23 protein-coding genes, 5 tRNA genes and 5 pseudogenes are annotated in these 21,731 nt (G+C 37.1%); 15 read left to right on the top strand and 18 right to left on the bottom strand.

The window, feature by feature from the left end; genetic code table 11:
* Window positions 1–47 precede the first annotated feature (47 nt).
* The 3 genes and pseudogenes from OWR28_RS10180 to OWR28_RS10170 all read right to left on the bottom strand — a co-directional run.
* Window positions 48–1,262, bottom strand: a complete 1,215-nt coding sequence (locus OWR28_RS10180) for a hypothetical protein (RefSeq protein ID WP_332386531.1) — start codon at window positions 1,260–1,262, stop codon at window positions 48–50.
* Window positions 1,190–1,960 carry a M56 family metallopeptidase gene (locus OWR28_RS10175; protein WP_332386530.1) on the bottom strand — a complete coding sequence of 257 codons (771 nt, stop codon included), beginning with the start codon at window positions 1,958–1,960 and terminating at the stop codon, window positions 1,190–1,192. The genes OWR28_RS10180 and OWR28_RS10175 overlap by 73 nt, the downstream gene beginning before the upstream one ends.
* A 67-nt stretch (window positions 1,961–2,027) precedes the next feature.
* A pseudogene (locus tag OWR28_RS10170) lies at window positions 2,028–2,387 on the bottom strand (BlaI/MecI/CopY family transcriptional regulator); the annotation flags it as partial.
* Between the two features lie 335 nt (window positions 2,388–2,722).
* Here OWR28_RS10170 and OWR28_RS10165 point away from each other — a divergent pair.
* The 3 genes from OWR28_RS10165 to OWR28_RS10155 all read left to right on the top strand — a co-directional run bounded on the left by OWR28_RS10165 (window position 2,723) and on the right by OWR28_RS10155 (window position 5,229).
* Window positions 2,723–3,304 (top strand): hypothetical protein, encoded by a 582-nt coding sequence (locus OWR28_RS10165; protein ID WP_332386529.1) that lies wholly within the window; start codon window positions 2,723–2,725, stop codon window positions 3,302–3,304.
* 75 nt (window positions 3,305–3,379) lie between these two features.
* A complete protein-coding gene (locus OWR28_RS10160; RefSeq protein ID WP_332386528.1) occupies window positions 3,380–3,979 on the top strand; it encodes a Crp/Fnr family transcriptional regulator in 600 nt (199 codons plus the stop codon).
* An 89-nt stretch (window positions 3,980–4,068) separates the two neighbouring features.
* Window positions 4,069–5,229, top strand: coding sequence for a T9SS type A sorting domain-containing protein (locus OWR28_RS10155; RefSeq protein ID WP_332386527.1), 1,161 nt, complete (start codon window positions 4,069–4,071; stop codon window positions 5,227–5,229).
* Window positions 5,230–5,485: 256 nt separating this feature from the next.
* Here OWR28_RS10155 and OWR28_RS10150 read toward each other — a convergent pair whose 3' ends face one another.
* The gene (locus tag OWR28_RS10150; protein WP_332386526.1) at window positions 5,486–5,941 is read right to left on the bottom strand and encodes a GNAT family N-acetyltransferase; all 456 of its coding nucleotides are present in this window, start codon (window positions 5,939–5,941) and stop codon (window positions 5,486–5,488) included.
* Window positions 5,942–6,133: 192 nt separating this feature from the next.
* Here OWR28_RS10150 and OWR28_RS10145 point away from each other — a divergent pair, with 192 nt between their 5' ends.
* Both OWR28_RS10145 and OWR28_RS10140 read left to right on the top strand, forming a co-directional pair.
* Window positions 6,134–6,847 (top strand): 2OG-Fe(II) oxygenase, encoded by a 714-nt coding sequence (locus OWR28_RS10145; protein ID WP_332386525.1) that lies wholly within the window; start codon window positions 6,134–6,136, stop codon window positions 6,845–6,847.
* Window positions 6,848–6,859: 12 nt separating this feature from the next.
* Window positions 6,860–7,111: an Ada metal-binding domain-containing protein gene (locus OWR28_RS10140; protein WP_332386524.1), complete on the top strand. Its 252-nt coding sequence runs from the start codon at window positions 6,860–6,862 to the stop codon at window positions 7,109–7,111.
* A 111-nt stretch (window positions 7,112–7,222) separates the two neighbouring features.
* Here the strand turns inward: OWR28_RS10140 and OWR28_RS10135 are convergent.
* From OWR28_RS10135 to OWR28_RS10115, 5 genes are all read right to left on the bottom strand, one after another.
* A tRNA-Met gene (locus OWR28_RS10135) sits at window positions 7,223–7,295 on the bottom strand.
* Window positions 7,296–7,333: 38 nt separating this feature from the next.
* Window positions 7,334–7,406 (bottom strand) — tRNA-Met (locus OWR28_RS10130).
* Between the two features lie 38 nt (window positions 7,407–7,444).
* Window positions 7,445–7,517: transfer RNA gene (locus OWR28_RS10125), tRNA-Met, on the bottom strand.
* Between the two features lie 38 nt (window positions 7,518–7,555).
* Window positions 7,556–7,628, bottom strand: a tRNA-Met gene (locus OWR28_RS10120).
* 38 nt (window positions 7,629–7,666) lie between these two features.
* A tRNA-Met gene (locus OWR28_RS10115) sits at window positions 7,667–7,739 on the bottom strand.
* 101 nt (window positions 7,740–7,840) lie between these two features.
* Here OWR28_RS10115 and OWR28_RS10110 point away from each other — a divergent pair.
* From OWR28_RS10110 to OWR28_RS10055, 10 genes and pseudogenes are all read left to right on the top strand, one after another.
* A complete protein-coding gene (locus OWR28_RS10110; protein ID WP_002978952.1) occupies window positions 7,841–8,452 on the top strand; it encodes an L-threonylcarbamoyladenylate synthase in 612 nt (203 codons plus the stop codon).
* Window positions 8,453–8,462: 10 nt separating this feature from the next.
* Complete coding sequence (locus OWR28_RS10105) at window positions 8,463–8,657, top strand: hypothetical protein (protein ID WP_332386523.1); 195 nt, start codon at window positions 8,463–8,465, stop codon at window positions 8,655–8,657.
* Between the two features lie 13 nt (window positions 8,658–8,670).
* Window positions 8,671–9,138 (top strand): CPBP family intramembrane glutamic endopeptidase, encoded by a 468-nt coding sequence (locus OWR28_RS10100; protein ID WP_332386522.1) that lies wholly within the window; start codon window positions 8,671–8,673, stop codon window positions 9,136–9,138.
* Between the two features lie 29 nt (window positions 9,139–9,167).
* Window positions 9,168–9,926: a peroxide stress protein YaaA gene (gene yaaA, locus OWR28_RS10095; RefSeq protein WP_332386521.1), complete on the top strand. Its 759-nt coding sequence runs from the start codon at window positions 9,168–9,170 to the stop codon at window positions 9,924–9,926.
* Window positions 9,927–10,774: pseudogene (prmC, locus tag OWR28_RS26945) on the top strand (peptide chain release factor N(5)-glutamine methyltransferase).
* A gap of 27 nt (window positions 10,775–10,801) precedes the next feature.
* A complete protein-coding gene (locus OWR28_RS10080) occupies window positions 10,802–11,005 on the top strand; it encodes a hypothetical protein (RefSeq protein WP_332386519.1) in 204 nt (67 codons plus the stop codon).
* Window positions 10,983–11,822, top strand: coding sequence for a serine hydrolase domain-containing protein (locus OWR28_RS10075; RefSeq protein WP_332386518.1), 840 nt, complete (start codon window positions 10,983–10,985; stop codon window positions 11,820–11,822). The genes OWR28_RS10080 and OWR28_RS10075 overlap by 23 nt, the downstream gene beginning before the upstream one ends.
* Window positions 11,823–11,824: 2 nt before the next feature.
* Window positions 11,825–12,183, top strand: a pseudogene (locus OWR28_RS26940) (DUF4180 domain-containing protein).
* A 510-nt stretch (window positions 12,184–12,693) separates the two neighbouring features.
* Window positions 12,694–13,266 carry a phage tail-like protein gene (locus tag OWR28_RS10060; RefSeq protein WP_332386516.1) on the top strand — a complete coding sequence of 191 codons (573 nt, stop codon included), beginning with the start codon at window positions 12,694–12,696 and terminating at the stop codon, window positions 13,264–13,266.
* 7 nt (window positions 13,267–13,273) lie between these two features.
* A complete protein-coding gene (locus tag OWR28_RS10055; RefSeq protein WP_332386515.1) occupies window positions 13,274–14,815 on the top strand; it encodes a lectin-like domain-containing protein in 1,542 nt (513 codons plus the stop codon).
* 51 nt (window positions 14,816–14,866) lie between these two features.
* Here the strand turns inward: OWR28_RS10055 and OWR28_RS10050 are convergent, their stop codons facing one another.
* The 9 genes and pseudogenes from OWR28_RS10050 to OWR28_RS10010 all read right to left on the bottom strand — a co-directional run bounded on the left by OWR28_RS10050 (window position 14,867) and on the right by OWR28_RS10010 (window position 21,647).
* Complete coding sequence (locus OWR28_RS10050; RefSeq protein WP_332386514.1) at window positions 14,867–15,838, bottom strand: NAD-dependent epimerase/dehydratase family protein; 972 nt, start codon at window positions 15,836–15,838, stop codon at window positions 14,867–14,869.
* Window positions 15,835–16,062, bottom strand: coding sequence for a hypothetical protein (locus tag OWR28_RS10045; RefSeq protein ID WP_332386513.1), 228 nt, complete (start codon window positions 16,060–16,062; stop codon window positions 15,835–15,837). Before OWR28_RS10045 ends, OWR28_RS10050 begins: the two co-directional genes overlap by 4 nt.
* A 20-nt stretch (window positions 16,063–16,082) precedes the next feature.
* Complete coding sequence (locus OWR28_RS10040; protein ID WP_332386512.1) at window positions 16,083–16,619, bottom strand: SDR family NAD(P)-dependent oxidoreductase; 537 nt, start codon at window positions 16,617–16,619, stop codon at window positions 16,083–16,085.
* A gap of 159 nt (window positions 16,620–16,778) precedes the next feature.
* On the bottom strand, window positions 16,779–17,072 hold the full coding sequence (locus tag OWR28_RS10035; protein ID WP_332386511.1) for a helix-turn-helix domain-containing protein: 294 nt from the start codon (window positions 17,070–17,072) through the stop codon (window positions 16,779–16,781).
* A gap of 47 nt (window positions 17,073–17,119) precedes the next feature.
* Entirely contained in the window at window positions 17,120–17,335 is a 216-nt protein-coding gene (locus OWR28_RS10030) for a hypothetical protein (protein WP_332386510.1), read from the bottom strand.
* 26 nt (window positions 17,336–17,361) lie between these two features.
* Window positions 17,362–17,865 carry a hypothetical protein gene (locus OWR28_RS10025; protein ID WP_332386509.1) on the bottom strand — a complete coding sequence of 168 codons (504 nt, stop codon included), beginning with the start codon at window positions 17,863–17,865 and terminating at the stop codon, window positions 17,362–17,364.
* Between the two features lie 31 nt (window positions 17,866–17,896).
* Window positions 17,897–18,537: pseudogene (locus OWR28_RS10020) on the bottom strand (rhomboid family intramembrane serine protease).
* A gap of 36 nt (window positions 18,538–18,573) precedes the next feature.
* Window positions 18,574–21,163, bottom strand: a pseudogene (locus tag OWR28_RS10015) (DNA gyrase/topoisomerase IV subunit A).
* 7 nt (window positions 21,164–21,170) lie between these two features.
* Window positions 21,171–21,647: a hypothetical protein gene (locus OWR28_RS10010; protein ID WP_332386508.1), complete on the bottom strand. Its 477-nt coding sequence runs from the start codon at window positions 21,645–21,647 to the stop codon at window positions 21,171–21,173.
* Window positions 21,648–21,731 lie beyond the last annotated feature (84 nt).

Here is a 21,731-nt window from a genome sequence, read left to right as displayed (position 1 = left end):
TAAAAAAAGGCTTTGCCAATCTGAAACTGACAAAGCCTGATGGAACTTTATTTCTTTGTTTCAATTCTTACTTCCCCCTGCTTAAAATCTCCATTTTTCTGAGTATTGACATTAACTTTCGATATATTGCTTGTATCTAATGAGTTAACATCGTTCTTAGAAACTTCCTTTCCGTCAATATAATACTTGTATTTCACATCATCATTTCCGCTTATTCTGAAATTTTTCACTCCATTCATAGCGATGTTTCCGTTACCGTCTTTTTTGATAAAGTCTGCATTCATTACGATAACATCAGGTGAAGCGTTGGTCACTTTTATAAAGGTCCCGTCTTTAAAGCTGAATGATCTCTTTTCGGCTTCTGCACGGGCTCTTTCAACCTCTTTTCTGATTTTATCCCCATCTATTCGGATTCTTATATTTTCTTTCCGGATTCTATCTCCCTCAGCTCTTGCTTTTTCCCCTTCTATTCTGGCTTTAGCTCCTTCTGCTCTGGCCAGGTTACCTTCCAATAAAGCTTTTTGTCCTTCTATTCTTGCTCTGTCTCCTTCAATTCTTGCCTTCTCACCTTCTATTCTGGCTTTTTCCCCTTCCTTCATTGCTTTTCTGGCTTCTTTCATCGCTTTACGGATTTCAGCCTTTTCTTTACCGCTCAGATCTTTGAAGTGGACAGCGTTATTATTTTTGAAGTAAAATACTCTTGGAGCCTTTGGTGCTTTTGGCGCTCCCGGAGGAGTTCCCGGCGCATCCGGTGGTACTGGTGGGTCCGGAAAATCAACGTCAATATCAAGGTTGGACAAATCCGGCAATTCTACTTTCATATTATCCAAAGCCAGCATTTTATTTTTCCATTCCGGAGATTTGAAATAATGATCCACCAGTCTGGAGGTTTCGTCCCCTATTTTCCCCATCTCTGAGGCAAGCTGGTTAATTTCTTCTATTTTCTTATCAAAGGCTGAAGTTTCAGGTTTCAGCTTACTTAATTCTTTACTTTTCTGATTAAGTTCTTTTTGAAGTTCCGCTGATTTTGCTTTTAATTTAGGCAATTCCGGTATTGGATCTGCAACTTGTTCCTGTTGTATTTTTTCAGGTCTTACTGTGTCTTTCTTAATTTGTGAAACCGCTTTCTGAATGCTGATATTGGTTTCCTCAATTTCTCTGTTTTTCGCATTTACCAGGTAAGCAAAGGCTACTGAGAATAAAACCGGTAATGCAAAAATTCTTCGCGCATATCCGAACTTGGTTTTTGGTTTTTGTAACATCTTAAGTCTTTTTTAAGGTTTGAACTTAGAAACGGACTGGCAGCAGGCAACTGTGTTCCGGAAAAGTGGCTTGCTAAAAGCATCTGCGCAAATGCTTTGGTGTCCGATTGTTTTACGGCTTTTTTATCAGCCAGGTATTCGTGGATAAGATTAATTTCTTTTTTAATGATATGAAAGAACGGATTGAACCAGAAAACAGAAGTTATAATCTCGATAAAAATCTTATCAAAGGAGTGTTTCTGCTCAATATGTACCATCTCATGCTTTAAAATCTGCTTTCCGATATCAGAATGCAGGGTAATAGCATTCTTCCAGAAAAGATTTTTAAAGTAGGAAAACGGGGCTTCGTTAAGGTCTGTACGGTAAAAGTTGATCCCGTCAAAACTTTCTTTCTGAAACTGTTTTTTAAACTGCTGGATTTTAAAAATCCCATAGATAAGCTTCCCTAGAAAATAGAGAGAAACCAGTCCCAGAGCTGAAAAAGTAAGGTTAAAATAAAGGTTACCATTGTCTATAGTTTTTTCTGTATTAAAATTCTGTATCCTGTCAAGAAGCATATACATATCACTATTTACCTCGATCGTAAAATCATCTACCTTTATGAGCGGTAATAACAGCGAAATCACAATCGCCGCCAGCAGATAAAATCTGTTATAATGATGGAATGTCTTGTCCTTTAAAGACAGCTGGTAGTACAAAAACGTTACACCCGAACATAAAATAATTTTTCCAAAGTATAAAAGTATTGCTTCCATAGGTATTAGTCTTTCTTTTGAGTTCATCCAATAGCATCTCAAGGTCTTCCACCGTCATTTCATTTTTTTCTACCAGAAATGAAACGGCACTTTTGTAAGAACCTTTAAAATAGTTTTTCACAAGGCTTTTCATGGTCTTCCCGGAATACTGCTCTTTTGAAACAAGTGGAAAATACTCATGCTGTCTCCCATGTACACGATAGTCTACAAACTCTTTGTCCTTCAATACTTTTAAAATAGTAGAGACTGTATTGGTATGCGGTTTTGGTTCCGGAAAAAGATCAAGAACATCTTTAAGAAATCCTTTTTCTATTTTCCATAAATACTGCATTACCTGTTCTTCTGCTTTTGTTAAAGTCTGAATTTTCATATCCTGTTCATTTATCAATTATTGTGATACAAAATAGTTTAATCCCATATCACTAAGAAATTAGTTATACAAATGTAGAAATAAAATTGAATCAAACAACTATTTTTTTAGTGATAAACCGGATAAAAATCATAAGAATCTGTAAATCAACACAATAAAAATAGTTAAAATATATTAATTTTTTAAAGGAGTGAAAAAAACACCTGTTTAATCCATATAAAAAGAAGCATTTAAGGTGTAAATTCTTAAAACTTGTTAATTTTTATTAAATAAAATTAAAATGAATTTGTTTTAACCGGGAAATTATATTTATTTTAGTGCTTTAAAAATTTCTCATGAAAAGATATAATTTATTGATTGTACTATTACTGCTTATTTTTAACCTTACTACAGCACAAAAAAAGGGTTCTCCTGCTGCCGATCTTAGCATACTAAAAGATACAAAATCAAAAATCGAAGCTACCGTTCCATTGGTTATTCAACATCTTCAGACGATTGCGACTAAAGAAGGAGATAATAATATAGTGAACAACGGAAAGATTGCTTTAGGTAAAGAATACGGTATTTTGGAATCTGAATGGTTCTTGTATAGAAACAATATGAAAAACTGTATCCTGAACAATTCTTCTAAAAAAGCTAAAAAATGCATGGAATACCATAACAATATGTTCAGAGGTACCATGATCAACTATAATAATTACATCACCAACCTTACAAGAAAGAACGGATATTTAGGTGTAGATGGTGATACTAAATTTGATTTTAAACCAGCTGATATCGCTACAAAACTGAGTGAGGCTTACTTCAACGCCCATGAAGCGGCAGGAAGAATGAAAGCTGATCAGAAAAGAGATTTTCTGGGGCAGACGATGTCTGACGACAACAAGCTTACCCCTTACGCCCAACTGGCTCAATAATATTTATCATAAAATTAAAAAATCCCACTCCGAAAAGTGGGATTTTTTAATACTCATAGCTTACCCTGTCACAATATGCTTCATATTTTTACTGCCATCAAATCCTATATCAGCTCAATGCTTGATAATAAAGACGCTCCACCTGTTTCATTATCCCTTGAAGGAATGATGGCCATTTTTACAAAACTGCAAAAAGAGGAACTTCCTAAAAACAGCATCCTGGTAAAGCCCGGACATATCTGCCGGCACATCTATTTTATCGAGAAGGGAGCAGCCCGTATTTTTTACTATAAAGATGAAAAAGATATCACTGACGGCTTCAGAGGCGAAGGAACTTTACTTTTATCAATTGTCAGCTTTATCCGCCAGAAACCGGATAAAAGGGGAATAGAGCTGCTGGATGACTGCCTGCTCTGGAAATTAAGCTATGATGATCTTGAGGAACTTTCTGAAAAATTTCCTGACATTCAATATCTGTATAGGATGATCATGAGCAGTGTATTGATTATGACACAGAACAGAGTTGACAGGATGTTGTTTCAAACTGCTGAAGAGCGTTATGATGACTTCATAAAATCACATCCCAGAGCTGCAGAGCTTCTTACATTGGGCATGATTGCTTCTTTTTTAGGGATTACACAGGAGACATTAAGCAGAATAAGATCTAGAAAATAGATGTTTGACATTTGTTAAAACATTTGTTTTTTTATTTGATTTTTGTCAAATTGGCTATCGATACTGCTTTAATATCTTTGAAAAAAGATATGGTAAAGAAATCGATTCTATTGTTATTTTTGTTGATCACTGGTATTTTTTACAGTCAGCAATGGCAGACTGCAACTATCCAGCACAGTTCCGGGCTCAGGGAATATTCTATTTATGTGCCTTCCAATTATAATGCTCAAAATCCGGCTTCACTCGTTATCACATTACACGGATTGGGAGATACTATGAATAATTTTAGGAATATTGGTTTTGCAGCACTGGCTGAAACCAATAATATCATTGTGCTTTGCCCGCAGGCATTGAGCGATCCTTTATCCGGTACAGCCTGGAATTCAGGGGCAGGGTATTCTTTTTATACTCCCAACGCTAATGTAGATGATATTGGTTTCATCAGTACTCTTATTGATACTGTAAAGCAGACCTACAACATTAACCCTAATAAAGTTTTCGCCTGTGGCTTTTCTATGGGTGGGTTTATGACAGAAAGACTGGCATTGGTTTTAAATGATAAAATAAAGGTTTTTGCCTCTGTGGCGGGTACTTTCGGAAACGGAATTTTACCTGTGGCCGTGGGAACTCCGGGACGTCCGGTATCTATTGCTCATTTCCATGGGACTTCTGATACAACTATTGGCTACAGTAACAACAACTTCGGAAATTCTGTAGACGAAATGATCGGCTACTGGAAAAACAACAATTCTTCAAACAGTACAGCAATACATACACTTCTTCCTGATACTTCCAATGACGGATTTACTGTAGACCATTACAAATACACCAGCCCGGCTAACAGTGCTGTGATTGAACTTTATAAAGTGAATAATGCAGGCCATGTATGGCTTACTCCACAAAATGATATTTCTTACACTCAGAAAATATGGGAATTCTTTAATCAGAACAGCAGTAATCTATCTGTTTCCGATAGGGCTGAAGATAAAGGAATCTCAATATATCCTGTTCCTTCCAAAGATTTTATAACCTTAAGTTTCCCTAAAAATTACCCTGATGTTGAATTAACAATTTATGATCTTACCGGAAAACTCATGCTATCTGATAAAATAAAATTGAACAGCAGGGCGGAATATACTCTGGATTTAAGTAAACTGGTAAAGGGAATCTATTTATTATCTGTTAAAAATAATCATAATCTTCCTCCCGTTATCCAAAAATCATCATCAACTAATTCATTGACTATTTAAAATATATCTTTACAGATCGATCAGATTGATAAAGTAAATTTAAAGCAAAAAATCTCTGCCGGAAAAGCAGTTTTGTGGTACTAATCATAAAACCCTTGGGGAAAAAGTAGAAAATTAGGCAGAGATTTTTTTGCATACACTCTACAGATCAACTGTCCTACCCATGATCTGTAAGAGCTTTACAAAAATAGGTCTAAGCCCTCTATCAGTAGAACAATACCTGTAGAATTATACGTTCAACATTGTAGAAGTAATACTACTTTTCCTGTCTCCACCAATGGTAATAGTTGTGCATCCCATCATACTCAAATCCACAACGTGGGTATAATATGTTACCGATAGTATTGGTTTTTTCTGTTTCAAGCATTAACCCACATGCTCCTGTTTCTTCGCACCATTGCTTACTACGGTCAATTAATGCTACAGAAAGTCCTTTTCCTCTGTAATCAGGGTGAACAAACAGATCGCTTAATAACCACTGCTTTTGTAGTTTCGTATAATGGAATAATTTATAAAGCTGTACAAATCCTACTGCTTTCCCATCAGCTATGGCAAGAAAAATATCCGACTCACTGTTTAAAAACCGTTCTTTGAGAAAAGCTTTTCCTTTTTCAACATCCGGTTCCTGTCTGTAAAAAACACGGTAAAGGTTGAACAACTCAGCCGTTTCATCAAGATCTTCAAGGCTTGCCTTTTTCATAGTGTAATTCATTGTTATTTATATTTTTTATTACATGGCAAAAGTAGCCTTAAACAGGACCGGTGACATCATCCAGAAAAATAGTAAATCAATAGGCCAGATAAGCAGCATCTGGTAATTATTAAGTTGTAAATCGCAAATACCGCATGTTTCGGATTGTATCATTCTGAACAGCGTCAGATTTTTGCAGATAAAATCAAACCAATGAAAGATATTGTTCATAAAATAAAAAATACAGACTGGCAGCAACTTACGGAAACAATGCATCAAAACGGATATGCCATTATTCCCGGACTGTTATCTGAGGATGATTGCGAAGTATTGAAATCCAATTATGACCATTCTGCTCTTTACCGCAAAACAGTGGTGATGGCCAGACACCGTTTCGGCCTTGGGGAATACAGGTACTTTAATTACCCGTTACCTGAAATGATTCAAACCATAAGAACAACTATTTATCCTTATCTGGCGTCGACGGCCAACTCATGGTTTAAAGCATTACATATTGACACTCAATTTCCTTTGCAGCATCAGGAATTTCTGGATCAATGTCATGCCAACGGACAGCAAAAAGCTACTGTTTTAATTCTGAAATATGGAAAAGGTGGTTTTAATACGCTGCACCAGGACTTATATGGGGATATATATTTCCCTATTCAGATTGTATTAATGCTTAGCGAACCTGACAAGGATTTTACGGGTGGGGAGTTTGTGCTTACCCAGCAAACTCCGAGAGCACAGTCAAAAGCCGTCGTTTTAAAGCCTGAAAAAGGAGATGCCCTTATTTTCACGACTCAGTTTAAACCGGAAAAAGGTACAAAAGGATATTACAGGGTTAATATGAAACATGGCGTAAGTGAAGTTAAAGAAGGAAACCGCTGTGCCTTGGGCATTATTTTCCATGATGCAATCAATTAGTTTTTACCTATTATGATTCTTCATTCGCAACTATCCCCCGGAAATCTAAGAAGTAAAATCCACAGCAGAGAAATTTGTTTTGGAGGAAATAAAAAATTAAAAATCTACGGATTGCTTGGCTGCAAATCCGGGAAAAGAATGAAGATGGAAAACAGGGTTTTCTTCAAGGATGAGGAAGAGGCATTACAAAACAGCTACCGTCCCTGCGGACATTGTATGAGGGAAGCTTATCAACAGTGGAAGCAAAGAATATTGATGCTGTAATTTAAAGATAAGGCCTGTGCCCGGCAAAATTTCATTCCGGGACTGATTCGCTTTGTTTACATAAACGCCACAAAAAAAGAGAAGCAATATTATTGCTTCTCTTTCGTCTAGTAGCGGGAACCGGACTCGAACCGATGACCTTCGGGTTATGAGCCCGACGAGCTACCTACTGCTCCATCCCGCGGTATATTTTTTGAGCGTTTACCGACAACGCTTGCTTAGTAGCGGGAACCGGACTCGAACCGATGACCTTCGGGTTATGAGCCCGACGAGCTACCTACTGCTCCATCCCGCGGTATATTTTTTGAGCGTTTACCGACAACGCTTGCTTAGTAGCGGGAACCGGACTCGAACCGATGACCTTCGGGTTATGAGCCCGACGAGCTACCTACTGCTCCATCCCGCGGTGTATTTTTAGAGTGCTTACCGAAAGCACTGGCTTAGTAGCGGGGACACGACTCGAACGTGCGACCTTCGGGTTATGAGCCCGACGAGCTACCTACTGCTCCACCCCGCGGTGTATTTTTAGAGTGTTTACCGAAAACACTGGCTTAGTAGCGGGAACCGGACTCGAACCGATGACCTTCGGGTTATGAGCCCGACGAGCTACCTACTGCTCCATCCCGCGATATTGGATTGCAAAGGTACGAATAATTTTTAAAAATCCTAATTTTTCTTTTAAATAAAGGACTTTTATAAAAACTATTTTATTATTTGTATCTTTGTTCTATGGCAAAAATATTGAAAATTTACCCGGACAACCCACAGGAAAATCTTGTGAATGAGGTCATTAAAACATTAAATAATGGCGGGCTGATCATCTATCCTTCAGATACGGTTTATGCCTTAGGCTGTAACATTTTTGATATAAAAGCCATGGAAAAACTGGCCCAGCTCAAAAAAATGAAGCTTGAGAAGTCAAAATTCTCAATTATCTGTAATGATCTCAGCCATCTGTCCGACTTTACAAGACCTATTGATACCTCTGTTTTCCGGTTTCTGAAAAGCCATCTCCCGGGTCCGTTTACTTTCATTCTGGAAGCCAATAAGAGTTTACCTTTAGCCTATAAAGGTCACAAAACAATCGGGATCCGTGTTCCTGATCACCCGATTCCGCAGCTTATTGTTGAAAAGCTGGGACACCCTATTGCCTCAACTTCCATTAAGGATGATGATGAAATCATTGAATATTCTACCGATCCTGAGCTTATTGCAGAAAAATATGATCACCTGGTAGACATTGTGATTGATTCAGGGTATGGGGATAATGTGGCATCCACTATTGTAGATCTTACATCAGGAGAACCTGAGATTATCCGTCAGGGAAAAGGAATTATTTAATTCAAAATGAATGATGAGTCTTACCGGGAAATATGCCGCAGGAATTTTACTTACTTTTATTCTTTTAGCTGCTGCGATGCTTTATTCTAATCCGGCGATCACTTTGATTACAGGAATAAGAAAAATTACAGCAGATCATTTTTTTCAGCAGAATTATACTGTGGATCATTTTGATTATTGTATTCCTGTACAGTATTTTTGTTGAGAAAAGTTCTTTTTTGCTTAAAGAAGAGAAAAAATATGCCATAGGATTTTATATCAAAGCTGTTCTGAGCTTATATTTTATCTGTATATTCGGCGGAGCTATTCTGAATGCCTTTAGTATGTTTGTTATAAAGGAAAAAGTAAGTGATAAGCTTCTGAATCTTATACCTATTTTCAGAAACAACTATTTTTTAATTACTTTTACATCACTTACAGCAGCTATTGTAGAGGAATTCCTGATGCGGGGTTATATACAGTCCAGGATTGAAAAAATTTACAATCCGGCAATAGGAATTATTATTTCAGCTGTTTTATTCGGAATTCTGCATAGCACTTACGGTACCATAGCCCAGGTTCTCGGGCCTTTGTTTATCGGACTTGTTTTTGGCTTATTTTACAAACGCTATTCAAACATTAAAGTTCTGATTATCTGTCATTTTATGATTGATTTTATAGCAATGACAGGTATGAATTTTTATTGATATTAAACACTTATCTGTATTTTAACATTATGAAAATTATAACATCCCCGGCAAAACTGATGAACGTAGAAAATTCAACGGACCTGTTGAAAACCACTACCCCGAAATTCATTGAAGATGCTGCATTCATACAATCTTATTTAAAAGAAAAATCACCAAAATATCTTTCCGAACTGATGGAAATATCAGCTAAACTGGCTGATGAAAACTGGGAAAGAAATCAAAAATGGAAATCCAAACCTACCGCAAAAGAATCTGCTCCGGCTATGTTTGCCTTTACAGGAGAAGTTTACAGGGGGCTGGATGCCAAAACACTGGATAAAAATGCAGTAGATTACCTTCAGAAAAATTACAGAATCCTTTCCGGACTTTACGGTTTACTGAAACCATCGGATAAAGTAATGCTGTACAGGCTTGAAATGGGACGTCCTTTTGAATTTGAGCAATACAGAAACCTGTATGAATTCTGGAGAGTAAAGATCACGGAACAACTGAATTCCGAAATGAAAAAAGGAGAAATTTTACTTCATCTTGCCAGCAATGAGTACGGAAAAGTAATCGACAGAAAAAAGCTGAACCATAAAGTAATTGACTTTGATTTTTACGAATTAAAAGACGGGAAACTAAAGACCATTGTAGTCTACACCAAGCATGCAAGAGGCCTTGTAGTAAGATTCTGTGCAGAAACCAACGCCAAGACCCTGGAGGATGTGAAAGCATTCAACTATGAAGGATACAGAATTGATGAAGAAAAATCCACAGATACAAAACTGGTTTTTACAAGATAAATGACAATTTCAGCCTTTAAAAAATATTTCAAAACAGAACTTTCCGGCCTTTATACTGAGTCGGAAAGTGCATTTTTATCGTCTTTGTTCATTCATCAGATTACAGGTTTTGATAATTTCCAGCAAAGAAGATTTTCCGAACAGGAACTTGTAACGGCTGATAAAGAAAAACTTGGCCATCTCGTCTCAGAACTTAAAACCGGAAGACCTTACCAGCAGATACTGGGTGAAACCGAATTTTACGGAATGAAGTTTTTCGTAGATGAAAATGTACTGATTCCCCGTCCTGAAACGGAAGAGCTGCTGGAAATCGCAATAAGGGAGATTAAAAATTCAAAGTTTAAGGTTCAGGATGTAAAAATTTTAGACATCGGAACCGGAAGCGGAATTATTCCTTTGGTTTTAAAAAGTATTTTCCTGAAGCCCATGTTTCATCTGTTGATTTTTCTGAAAAAGCCCTGGATACCGCCAAAAGAAATGCAGAGTACCATCAGTTGGAGATCAATTTTATCCACGCAGATTATCTTAATTATGAATTGGGTGAAAGCTATGATATCATCATTTCAAATCCGCCATACATCGGGATTGAGGAAGCGATTGAAATTGCAGATTCAGTGAAAGAATTTGAACCTAAAATGGCTCTTTTCTCCCCCACTGCTGATGCTTTGATCTTTTACAGGAAAATTGCAGAAGACGCCAAAAAATATTTACCGGAGGATGGACTTTTATTTTTAGAAATCAACCAGAAATTAGGACCCGAAACGCTGGAACTGTATCAATACTTTTCTAACGCTCAATTATTGAAGGATTTATCTGAAAATGACAGGTTTATTTATGGAAGAAAATAAGTAATTTTACTTCCATATAACCAACCTATGAAAACTTTGACATGGAACTTTCTCATCTTTGTTTTACTCATTACTCAGCTGGTATCCTGTAAACAGAACCCTCAGGATGTTATAAATGGATATTACAATAAAGGAGAATTCAACGGTTCGGTTCTGATTGTAAAAGACGGTCAGATTGTCTGTGATACTGCTCTGGGTTTCCGCAATTTTGAAAAAACTGAAGGCAGATAAAAACACTTCATTTTATATTGCATCCCTCAGTAAGCCGTTCACGGCAGCAGCTATTATCATGCTGGAGCAAAAAGGTTTATTGAAATTTGATGATAAAGCTTCCCGGTTCATAAAGCTTCCTGAGTATGCTAAAAACATTACGATCAGACAGCTTTTGCACCATACTTCGGGAATCAGGGATTATGAAAATCTGTTTTCTAAAAAGGGATTAACCAATCAGGAAGTAATGAACTGGCTGTCTGATCTTAAAAATCTTGATTTCACTCCTGACAGCGAGTTTAAATACAGTAATAGCGGATATATTATTCTATCCCGGATTATTGAAAAGGTTTCCGGGAAATCTTACAGCACCTATATCAATGAGCAGATTATTACTCCTTTAAAAATGAGTAACACTTATGTATATGAACCTGGTACAGTTATTCAGAATAAAGCATCAGGATATAATAAACAAAAACGGCCTGATGGTTATTCAATTTTAACAACCGGTGATGGTGGAATCTACTCTACTCCTGAAGATCTTTATAAATTTGATCAGGCTTTACGAAACTATAGCTTAATTAACAAAGAAAATACCAATATGATGTATTCTCCTTTCCCATTGTCCAACGGAAAGATATCAGACTACGGTTTTGCATGGTTTATAGAGAATAAAAATGGCGGAAAATCAGCAATGCACACAGGTGGTCTGAACGGCTTTAAAGCCTTATTCTGGAGAGATTTAAAGCATAACAGCTGCATTATTGCGCTTACCAATCAGGGAGATGCATTTCCTTTAGGAAACTTTTTATACGACATAAAAAAAACAATACAGTAAACATGATTATTCAACCACACGAAATCAACACTATAAAAATAGCAGAAATAATTTCTGACAATATGGTTATCCAATCTGCACAGGATGGGCTTGATCTCATGGGAAATATTTATTATCAGGGGTTTGACAAAGTAATTCTTTATGAAAAAACATCACGCCGGAATTCTTTGATTTAAAAACAAAAATTGCAGGTGAAATCCTTCAGAAATTCTCAAACTATCGAATAGGATTAGCTATTGTTGGTGATTTCAGTAAATATGAAAGTAAAAGCATAAAGGATTTTATTTTTGAAAGCAATAAGACAAGACATGTCAATTTTGTAGCATTATTGGAAGATGCATTAAAAAAGCTCTCACAATAAATTTTTCAGCTATTTTAAAAAACAGCTGAAAAAAATAATACAACGGCTAAGAACGCAATATTTTATACATTAAAAATAATTTATAAATCTTATTATTTTAATAAAAATTTAAATTAAAACACAGTAATTTAACTAACAAATAGTGTTAAATCAATCCACAAGCCCTTCAAAGCAGGCTTTTCAGTGTTTTTTTCGTATATTTGCAAAAACACACAAATTATGATTTTCACTTATACACTGTCATATATTCAATATTACAGACTTCTTAAATCAATTTACTTTATCGATCCTTTCAGGTAAAAGCCATGGTATGTTCTCTTTAAGACATGCGGGTTAAATCTGTTCTTGGTTTTGGGACTGAGAACCCCATCACGCCATTATATCAGTACAAATCATTATTCCAATGAATTGTCATAAATGCTTATATCCATTGGGAATAAAGCTGATCAGATTTTCAAAAAACACAACATAAACACATAAAATACACAGATAAAAAATTATTAATTCATCATGATTAAAAAATTATTTCTACCAATCGTTTTAGTTAGTTCATTTTCTTTTGCCCAAGTTGGCATTAACACCTCTACGCCTGACGGAAGTGCCATGCTGGATATTTACAGTCAGAATAAAGGATTGCTGATACCAAGACTTACCACAGCAAAAAGAGATGCTATTGCCAATCCGGCCAACTCTCTTCTTATCTACGACACCGATAAGAAATGTTTAAGCCAGAATATAGGAACCCCAACCAAACCTGATTGGCTATGTATCAGCAGTAATGCTGTAAAAATGTTTTATATGCCCAGTGTTTCTTTTGACACTTCAACCACAGCCAATGGCCGGACTAAAGATTTGTATACCCTGTATAAAACTCAGTTCGGTTCTCCAAAAGCGAAGAGTACCAGCGCTCCTGCTGCGATTCCTTTTTTCCCTTCAAGCAAAGACCTTTATTATTATGTAACCGACGCTGATCCCAATGTATTCAGTAATATTTCTATTTCTGATGATGGTGTAATGACTTACGACGTGAAGGCTGCAGCAACAGACTGTTCTTTTATTAATATTGTTTTTGTTGTTAAATAATTGAGCTATGATAAAAAGTACCTCAATTGTACAATACAAAAAAGCTTTGTTTCTGCTTCCTTTAATGATGTTCACACAGAATATCCAGGCTCAGAATGAACAGGGAACCGGTTATCCTTATTTTGTCAATTTTACACAGGGATTACAGCCTCAGGAGGCCTATAAGGTGACTACCAGCGGTGTTCAGAATGATGCTACTTTTACCACGGATGGGCTAAGGCTTACCCGGAGTGTGAATAATATTTCGGGAGGAGTTATCCTTGCAGATAAAATATTCAAAAGTGACCAGGGAATCAAATTCGAATTTGAATTTGCCATTTACGGGGGAAATACTAACGGAGGAGATGGTATTTCAATATTTTTAGTAGATGGTTCCATTCCTAAGGAGCAGCTCAATCTCGGCTATTTTGGCGGAGGACTGGGATATAGTTTTGTACGTGGCGGTGAATCTACGGAAGGATTGAGAGGAGCCTATCTGGGAATAGGCCTGGATGAGTTCGGGAATTTTAAAACAAGCTTTAAACAGACTGAAAGGATTAGAAACGGGATTTTTGGCGTAACACTGGCAAATGGGAGAAGCAATGTATCTCTAAGAGCAAAACGTGGCAACCAATACCTGTCATCAGCTGAGCCTGCCGGATATAACGGTTATCCCCTGCTTTACAGTACTGCTACCAATGCAGCTCCCTCCAGCAGCAACAGGTCTGCTTATCTTGACACCCAGACCGGAAAATATATCGGTATCAAAAATCCGAATCTTCAGCAGTTCAGTATTGAAAGTGGCGGAACTACAATTCCTCAGAATGAAAATGATGCAAGATTCCGTAAAGCATATATTACGTTGGTTCCCAATCCTGCCGGAGGCTACAATGTCACCCTGGAAATACAGCACGGAACTGTGAAAGAAAAAGTGATTGATAATTATTATTACCCGACTTCTCTGAAATATACTGAGACTACCATATCCAACACTACTGTAAGAACGCTGGATACTTCACCTCCTCCTACTTTCAGAATTGGTTTTGCGGCTTCTACCGGAGCTGCCAGAAATATACATTTGTTGAAAAATCTGGGGGTTACAAGACCTTATGCAGCCGAAGTAACGGATGATCTGTTTGCAGGCTGTCCGGGGATTAAATCTACTTATTATCCTTTACTTAATGATGCCGCCTATTCTTCAGCAAACGGTCAGAATCCGCCAACGCTTTCGTACGATAATCTCGATTTTAACTCATTCCGTTTTCTGGACAATAACGGAGCTGTGATTCCGAATATAACAGGCGGTGTCTATACGAACAGTCAGGGGACATGGACCTATTTTCCCACTACCGGAGCGCTTTCTTTCAAGCCCTCGGTTGGGTTTACCGGAGTGGCTCAAATACAATATGATATTAAAGGTGGTGGAAGCAATGGTACAGAAGCTCCCTACAATAAGGAAGAATACAGATCATTGCCTGCATTGGTACAGGTTAATATTTCAGGTTCAAATAACTGCAGCAAGGCCTATGCTATTTCCAATAAAAATGTAACGCAGAAAATTACAAGATAATTTGACACAACCAGCTCAACAGCTGGTTTTTTTATTTTTAACGGATAAAAATCAATGTTTTTTATTCTTCACAAAATACCGTACAGCATCTTCAATTGCTTTATCAACAGGCTGGTAACTGATCCCAAGTTCTTCTACCGATTTCCGGTTGTTATAATAATTACGGATCTGAAGTGCCTTCATATTGGAAGCGCTGAGATGGGTTTTTATTTTTAATTTTCGCAAGCCGTCACCCATTAATCCAAGAAAGTTCAATACCCTGTCGGGAAAAGCTATCATGACTGGCTTTTGACCGGTAATCCGGTTTACTTTCCGGAAAAATTCTCTGTAGCTCAAATTTTCATTGGCTAAAAGGTATTTCTCACCATTCCGCCCTTTTTCAATCGCATTCACTACCCCGATGGCAGCGTCTTCCACATGTACAAAATTCTTCCCTCCTTTCGGATAGAATATTACTTTCTTTTTCCAGGCCCAGAAAATAATTTTTCCTGAACTTGGCTTGCTGTCATAAGCTCCGATCATAAAGGTAGGATTTACAATGACAATCTCAGTATTTTTAAAGTTTTTTAAAAGATAATCTTCAGCAGCAAGCTTGCTTTGGGCATACCATGAATGGGTAAAAGGATATATCTGCGGTGCTTTTTCACTTCCCCAGAATGCTGTCTCTCCAAATCCTATGGTATTTGCCGTGCTTACAAATAAAAACTTTTTTACGCCCACCAGCTCTGCACAGGTGAACAGATTTACAACCGTTTCGTAATTCACTTTCCTGTATTCATCATAATTTATAAGATTCTGACGTGTTTCTGCGGCTATATGAATGATACAGTCGATATTATTAAGATAAGCTGAAACGTCAGATAAAAGATCAGTTTCTATCAGTTTCAGATTTTCGTTTTCTTCACCCAGCCAGCTGCTTTTCTTGCGCACCAGAGCAATAACAGAATAACCATTTTGTAATAATTTAAGGATAACATTAGTTCCCAGAAGCCCTGTAGCTCCGGTTATGCAAATTTTTTTCATGCTTCGATCTCTCTTTTTATTGCCTGGGTCATTAATGGCAGCTTTATCCATATGGGTAAAATTTTCATCACCAGCCAGCTGATTGGATTCACCATAATTACGGAATCTTTTTTAAATAACTGCCGGATACAGTAAGAAGCTACCTTATCAGGATCTAAAAGCGTTAACCGACCCATAAAGCCCTGCTTTTCTATTCTTTTACAAACATCCGTATTGGTTTTCATCGCACCCGGATTGACAACACTTACAAAGACGTTAGTACCTTTAAGCTCTTCATGCAGTCCTCTTGAAAAGGAATGGATAAAACTTTTGATGCCGGGTATACCGTCTTAAAGCCTATCGGAGAAAATGCAGCCATGCTTGAAACATTCAGAATATAAGCTTTCGGCTGTTTTAAAAGATTGGGAAGCAGCTGATGGGTAATTAAAGAAGTGGCCGCCACATTCACCTGCAAAATGGTATTGATATAATCAGAAGTGGCTTCTGTGAATTTTTGAGTTCCGTCAATTCCTGCATTATTGATCAGGATATGAATGGCAAAAGACTGATTGAGCCATTCGGTAAGTTTCATGACATTTTCATTCACGGAAAGATCTGTTTCATAATACTGAACTTTTATTGCATACAGCTTTTCGAGTTTGCGGGAAAGTTCTTTGAGATTCTGATGCGGAAGGCTTACAAGGATAACATTGATCTTTTGTTTTGCCAGTTGTTCAGCGAATGATTTTCCAAGTCCCTGGCTTGCTCCCGTTACTACCGCATATGATTCTTTGGTATCCATAAGTTTACATTTTATGGTACAAAGCTATGGTGGAAGCAAGGTTCCAGTGTTCAGGATTATCCGGACGAACAGATTTTAAACAGAGAAAAATAAAAATATCAAAATTCTAAAAATCAGCAATTTAAAACCGATAAAAAGTTAAAACTTATAAACCAGAACTTATTTTTTAAACTCGGAAGGAGTTTGTCCGGTCACTTTTTTAAAGGTTGTATTAAAAGAAGTTTTGGAATTGAACCCGGATTCGTAAGCAATTCCCAGAATAGATAATTTGCTGTCCGGTTCTTTCAGAAGTTTTTTGGCGTGGTCTATCCTGTACTCATTCACATACTGAAAGAAATTTTTCCCGAAACCTGTATTGATGACATAAGATAAATGATGGGTAGAAACGGACAGCATTTCCGCCAGCCTGATGAGATTCAGCTCGCTGTCAAGATAAGGTTTCTGTATTTCCATAAGAGTTTCAAGGGAAATTTTAACCTTTAACAATTCCTCATCAGAAATCAGCTTCTCTTCACTTCTTCCGAGCCGGAATCTTCATTAATAGAGATCAGTTCTTCTCTCTGTTTTTCTTCCAGAGGATAGATCTCTCTTTGTTTCATGGAATAGTATCCCACCCAGTATATCACAAGTAAAAAAGCAGTGTTGATAAAGAAGTTCAGTGACTTCGGATCATAGAACAGGTTATAAATGATATAAATGATGTTGACGATAAGCACTACCAGAATGATATACTCCAGCCAGTTCAGATTGATACCTTCCGTATTGGAGGAAAACTGCTGGATTCTCCTTTGGTGTTTTCTGATGGTAATGTAGGAAAGCAGGGTATAGAAAAAGCCTGAATCAGGATTAAAATAATACTGATGTACTGAAATGGTGTCTCATACCCCATTTTCACCAGCATAAGACAACCCAGAAAAGCTGCGGGAAGCAATAAAAACTTTATATCCGTGATTTTAAAGGTAAAGGAAGGGTTGGTATAGAACAGCACACTAAAGTAAAAAACAATAGGTGTAAAAAACTGGATACATCTGACCCAAAAGAGAGCATGGAATTCTACTATTGAGCCGGTAATGAGAAACAGAACCTCATCCAGCCAAAAGGTAGACCACAGAAAAAGAAATATGCCAAACCAGAAGTTAGCCTTATGGTTTACTTTCAAAGGATTGGCCAGCTTCAGCAGAGAAAGCAAAACCAATGAACCATAGATAAGTATCACGATGAAACTGTTTAACTCTGATGTGTTCATTGGTTTTGATATTTTGTTTAAAAATAGTCTTTTATCCTATTCGTTTCCTTACAAAAATTTCATATCCTAAATAAATCAGCGGAAGCGACATGATTCCCAGGAAAAGGCTGTTGCTCATGGCCAGCTGAGGATGCATCACAATAGAATAGACCAATCCGAAAAAAGCACCTCCCAGATGTGCTGCATGTCCCAGATTATCCCATTGTTTAGGGTTCAGCATCATATACACTGAGTATCCGAAATACAGGGTCCCGAATAACCATCCCGGTAAGAAGTTGACACTGATCTCATTCGGAGCCATCGCTATTGATGCAAAGATTATCCCTGAAACGGCTCCAGATGCTCCTATTGCGGAATACCACGGTTGATTTTTATAGATCTGCAAACTGAATAAGTTCCCAAGGATCATGGATCCAAAATAAAGGATTAAAAATCCTGTTTCACCAAAGAAACTAATAACTACTTCCTGGAAAAATACAGGGAAAGCATATTGAAAAATAAATGCATAAAGTCGGCATGCAAAAATGCAGAGCTGATCAGCCTGATATATTCTTTTCGGTTGGCAATAGCCGCGACATTGAATTTATATTTTTCAAATAATGCTGTATTATTGAACCCCATGTAACTGAAAATACATGTGGCAGCAATGATAATGATAACAATTGTATCCATGATATTTTTTTATATTATACCGGAACAGACAGGAATCTATTCATTTTCCTTGTTCCCGTCATCCTGAAACAGATCTCCGATCATTCCTCCGTCTTCGTCAAGATCCCCGGTTGGTTCAGGGTCTTCGTATACTTCAGGTTCTTCTTCCACCGGCTCAGGAATGGTAATATTGATAGCTTTCACTTTGAACTTGGTAAACTGGTTTCCGATTGCCTTTATTCCCTTTACCGCTATGAACTCATCAATATTTATCGTTTCCGGCTCACGTTCTTTTCCTTTATCTTTCGCAAAAATAATCTCTGCCGTGGCATCATTGGCAACAATTACATTTTCAATGAAGGATTTCGGATGTTCAGACGGCATGAAAGTCTGTACATTAACTGTATTTTCCAGTAAGAATCTCTTAATGAAATAAATATCTTTTTCTCCGTCATAGTAAATACAGGTAATCGGCTGTTCAGGTTTCCACTTTTCCAGTACCAGATATTCATCATCAAAACGGTTGCCAAGATCGAAAGAAACCAGTTTTACCTCACCGTTTGTATTGATGGTAAGGATTTTGTCATCTCCTTTGAAGCTTCCCAGTAATGTTCCTCTTGCATCCGCGTTCAGTCTTCTTACGGTATCATCAAACCATATCTTTCTTGGAGCCAGGGTAGAAACTCCTTCTTCCTTCAGATCCACTTTCTTTACGGCATATTTTGTTACCAGATTTCCTTTGGAATCACGTCCTTTGATGGCAAGATCAGAGAAGTTGATCTCCATTTTATTTTTTCTGATTCTTGATTCGGCTTTAAAAGTACTGTTACTGTTTCTGCTTCTCCATTGGGGTTGGCTGAAAAATACAGGGTTTCCGAACCTTTTTTATCTGAAGCTAACGGATAATCAGTATTTCTGGTTACCCCTGTTACAGAGAAACGTTTCATATAATATGGCCCTTCCCTTCCTTCGCGGTAAATCATATTATACACTGTTCTTTTGTCGTTTTTCTTCCATACGGCAACGTGAAGAATATCTTTTCCAATGAAAGTTTTTGCTTCCACTTTTACAACCTTCATACTTCCGTCTTTTCTGAAGGTGATGATATCATCAATATCAGAGCAGTCAAACAAATACTGGTCTTTTTTCAGTGATGTACCGATGAAGCCTTCTTCAAAATTCGCATAGAACTTTTCGTTGGCTACAGCTACTTTTGTAGCATCAATCGTATCAAAGATTCTGAGCTCAGTTCTTCTCTGTTTGTCTTTTCCGTATTTTTTCTGAATATTTAAATAATAATCAATAGCATAAGCGATCAGGTTCTCCAGATTGTATTTTACCTGTTCTATCTTGCCTTCCAGCGATGCAATATTTTCTTTAAATTTATCTAAATCGAATCTAGAAATTCTCTTGATTCTGATCTCTGTCAGTTTTAAGATATCCTCTTCTGTAACGGCTCTTAAAAGATGTTTTGTATGAGGTTTTAATCCGGCATCAATGGTCTTTAATACATCTTCCCACGTTTTCACTTCTTCAATGTCATGGTAAATCCTGTTCTCTATGAAAATTCTTTCCAATGAAGAAAAATGCCAGCTTTCCTGAAGTTCATGAAGCTCAATTTCAAGTTCTTTTTCAGTAAGGATACTGTATGATCTGTATTCATTTTCAGAATTTCAGATACATTCATGAACATCGGCTTATCTCCCACGATAACGCAGGCATTCGGAGAAATAGTTACCTGACAGTCTGTAAAGGCATACAGGGCATCAATGGTTTTATCCGGCGAAACATCATTATGAAGATGAATCAGGATTTCTACTTTATCTGAAGTATTATCCTCAATCTTTTTAATTTTGATCTTCCCTTTCTCATTGGCTTTTAAAATAGAGTCAATAAGATCGGTTGTTGTTTTGGAGTATGGAAGTTCGGAAATCACCAATGTGTGCTTATCCGTCTGGGTAATTTTTGCTCTTGCTCTTACTTTTCCTCCTCTGTGGCCGTCATTATATTCAGAAACATCAAGATAACCGGCTGTTAGAAAGTCGGGATACAGTTCAAATTTTTTACCTTTTAAATACGCTACAGAGGCATTGATAAGCTCATTGAAGTTATGAGGGAGTATTTTCGTGGAAAGTCCTACCCCGATACCTTCCACTCCCTGTGCAAGGAGCAGAGGAAATTTTACAGGCAAATCAATGGGCTCATTGTTTCTTCCGTCATAAGACTTTGTCCATTCTGTAGTTTTAGGATTAAAGACCACCTCAAGTGCAAAGGGAGTCAGTCTTGCTTCAATATATCTCGCAGCAGCAGCAGAGTCTCCTGTATAAATATTACCCCAGTTTCCCTGGGTATCTATCAACAGCTCTTTCTGCCCGATCTGCACCATGGCGTCTGTAATGGAAGCATCACCGTGCGGGTGATATTTCATGGTATTTCCCACGATATTGGCCACTTTATTGTAACGGCCGTCTTCCAGTTCCCGCATAGAGTGCATGATTCTTCGCTGAACGGGTTTTAAACCATCGTATATCGAAGGGATAGCTCTATCCAAAATTACATAGGAAGCATAATCAAGGAACCAGTCTTTGTATAAACCGGAAACTTTCTTCAAGCTTTCACCCTCATGCGAATATTCTTCTGTCGTCATCTGTTTTTTAATCTTTGTTCTCTTTATTAGTTTTCACTACTTTATTCAGAGAGAGTTTTAAATCGTTTACTTCTTTTCTACTCAAATAAGAGATCTGGTACTTAAGTATTGTAGAACCATTATTTTTGCTGGAAACGGTAATGTATAATCTTTTGAAAAAGAGAATACTGACCACATCATATTTTATCAGTTTGTATTTTGGAAATTCGTCGTGAAGAGGCTTGTCTAAAAATGGAATGATATTCCTGTTTTTAAAATTCAAAGCTTCTCCATCGCTGTCATATTCAAAAATCTGCCTTCCGCTGATGTAAAATATGATCAGCAGCAGAACGGGAACAATAATCAATAAATAACTTTCTTTACCTATTACATTAAACCTGTATTCATTAGCAATAAATGCAATTATACCAAATGCGGTTATCATCAAAAGCAGCGTACTTAAAGAGTTATAAATTGATGCTTTATTACGGTTACTTAGTCTCATTTTATTTTTTTGGCTGTGTAAGTTTTATAATTCTTACTTCATCCAAAATTGTGTTTTTTCAGTCAATATACTGGTATTTACAAC

Origin of the sequence: Chryseobacterium sp. 1B4, assembly GCF_036631475.1 — a bacterium.
GTDB lineage: Bacteria > Bacteroidota > Bacteroidia > Flavobacteriales > Weeksellaceae > Chryseobacterium.
This window is presented reverse-complemented; position numbering and strand designations above follow the sequence as displayed.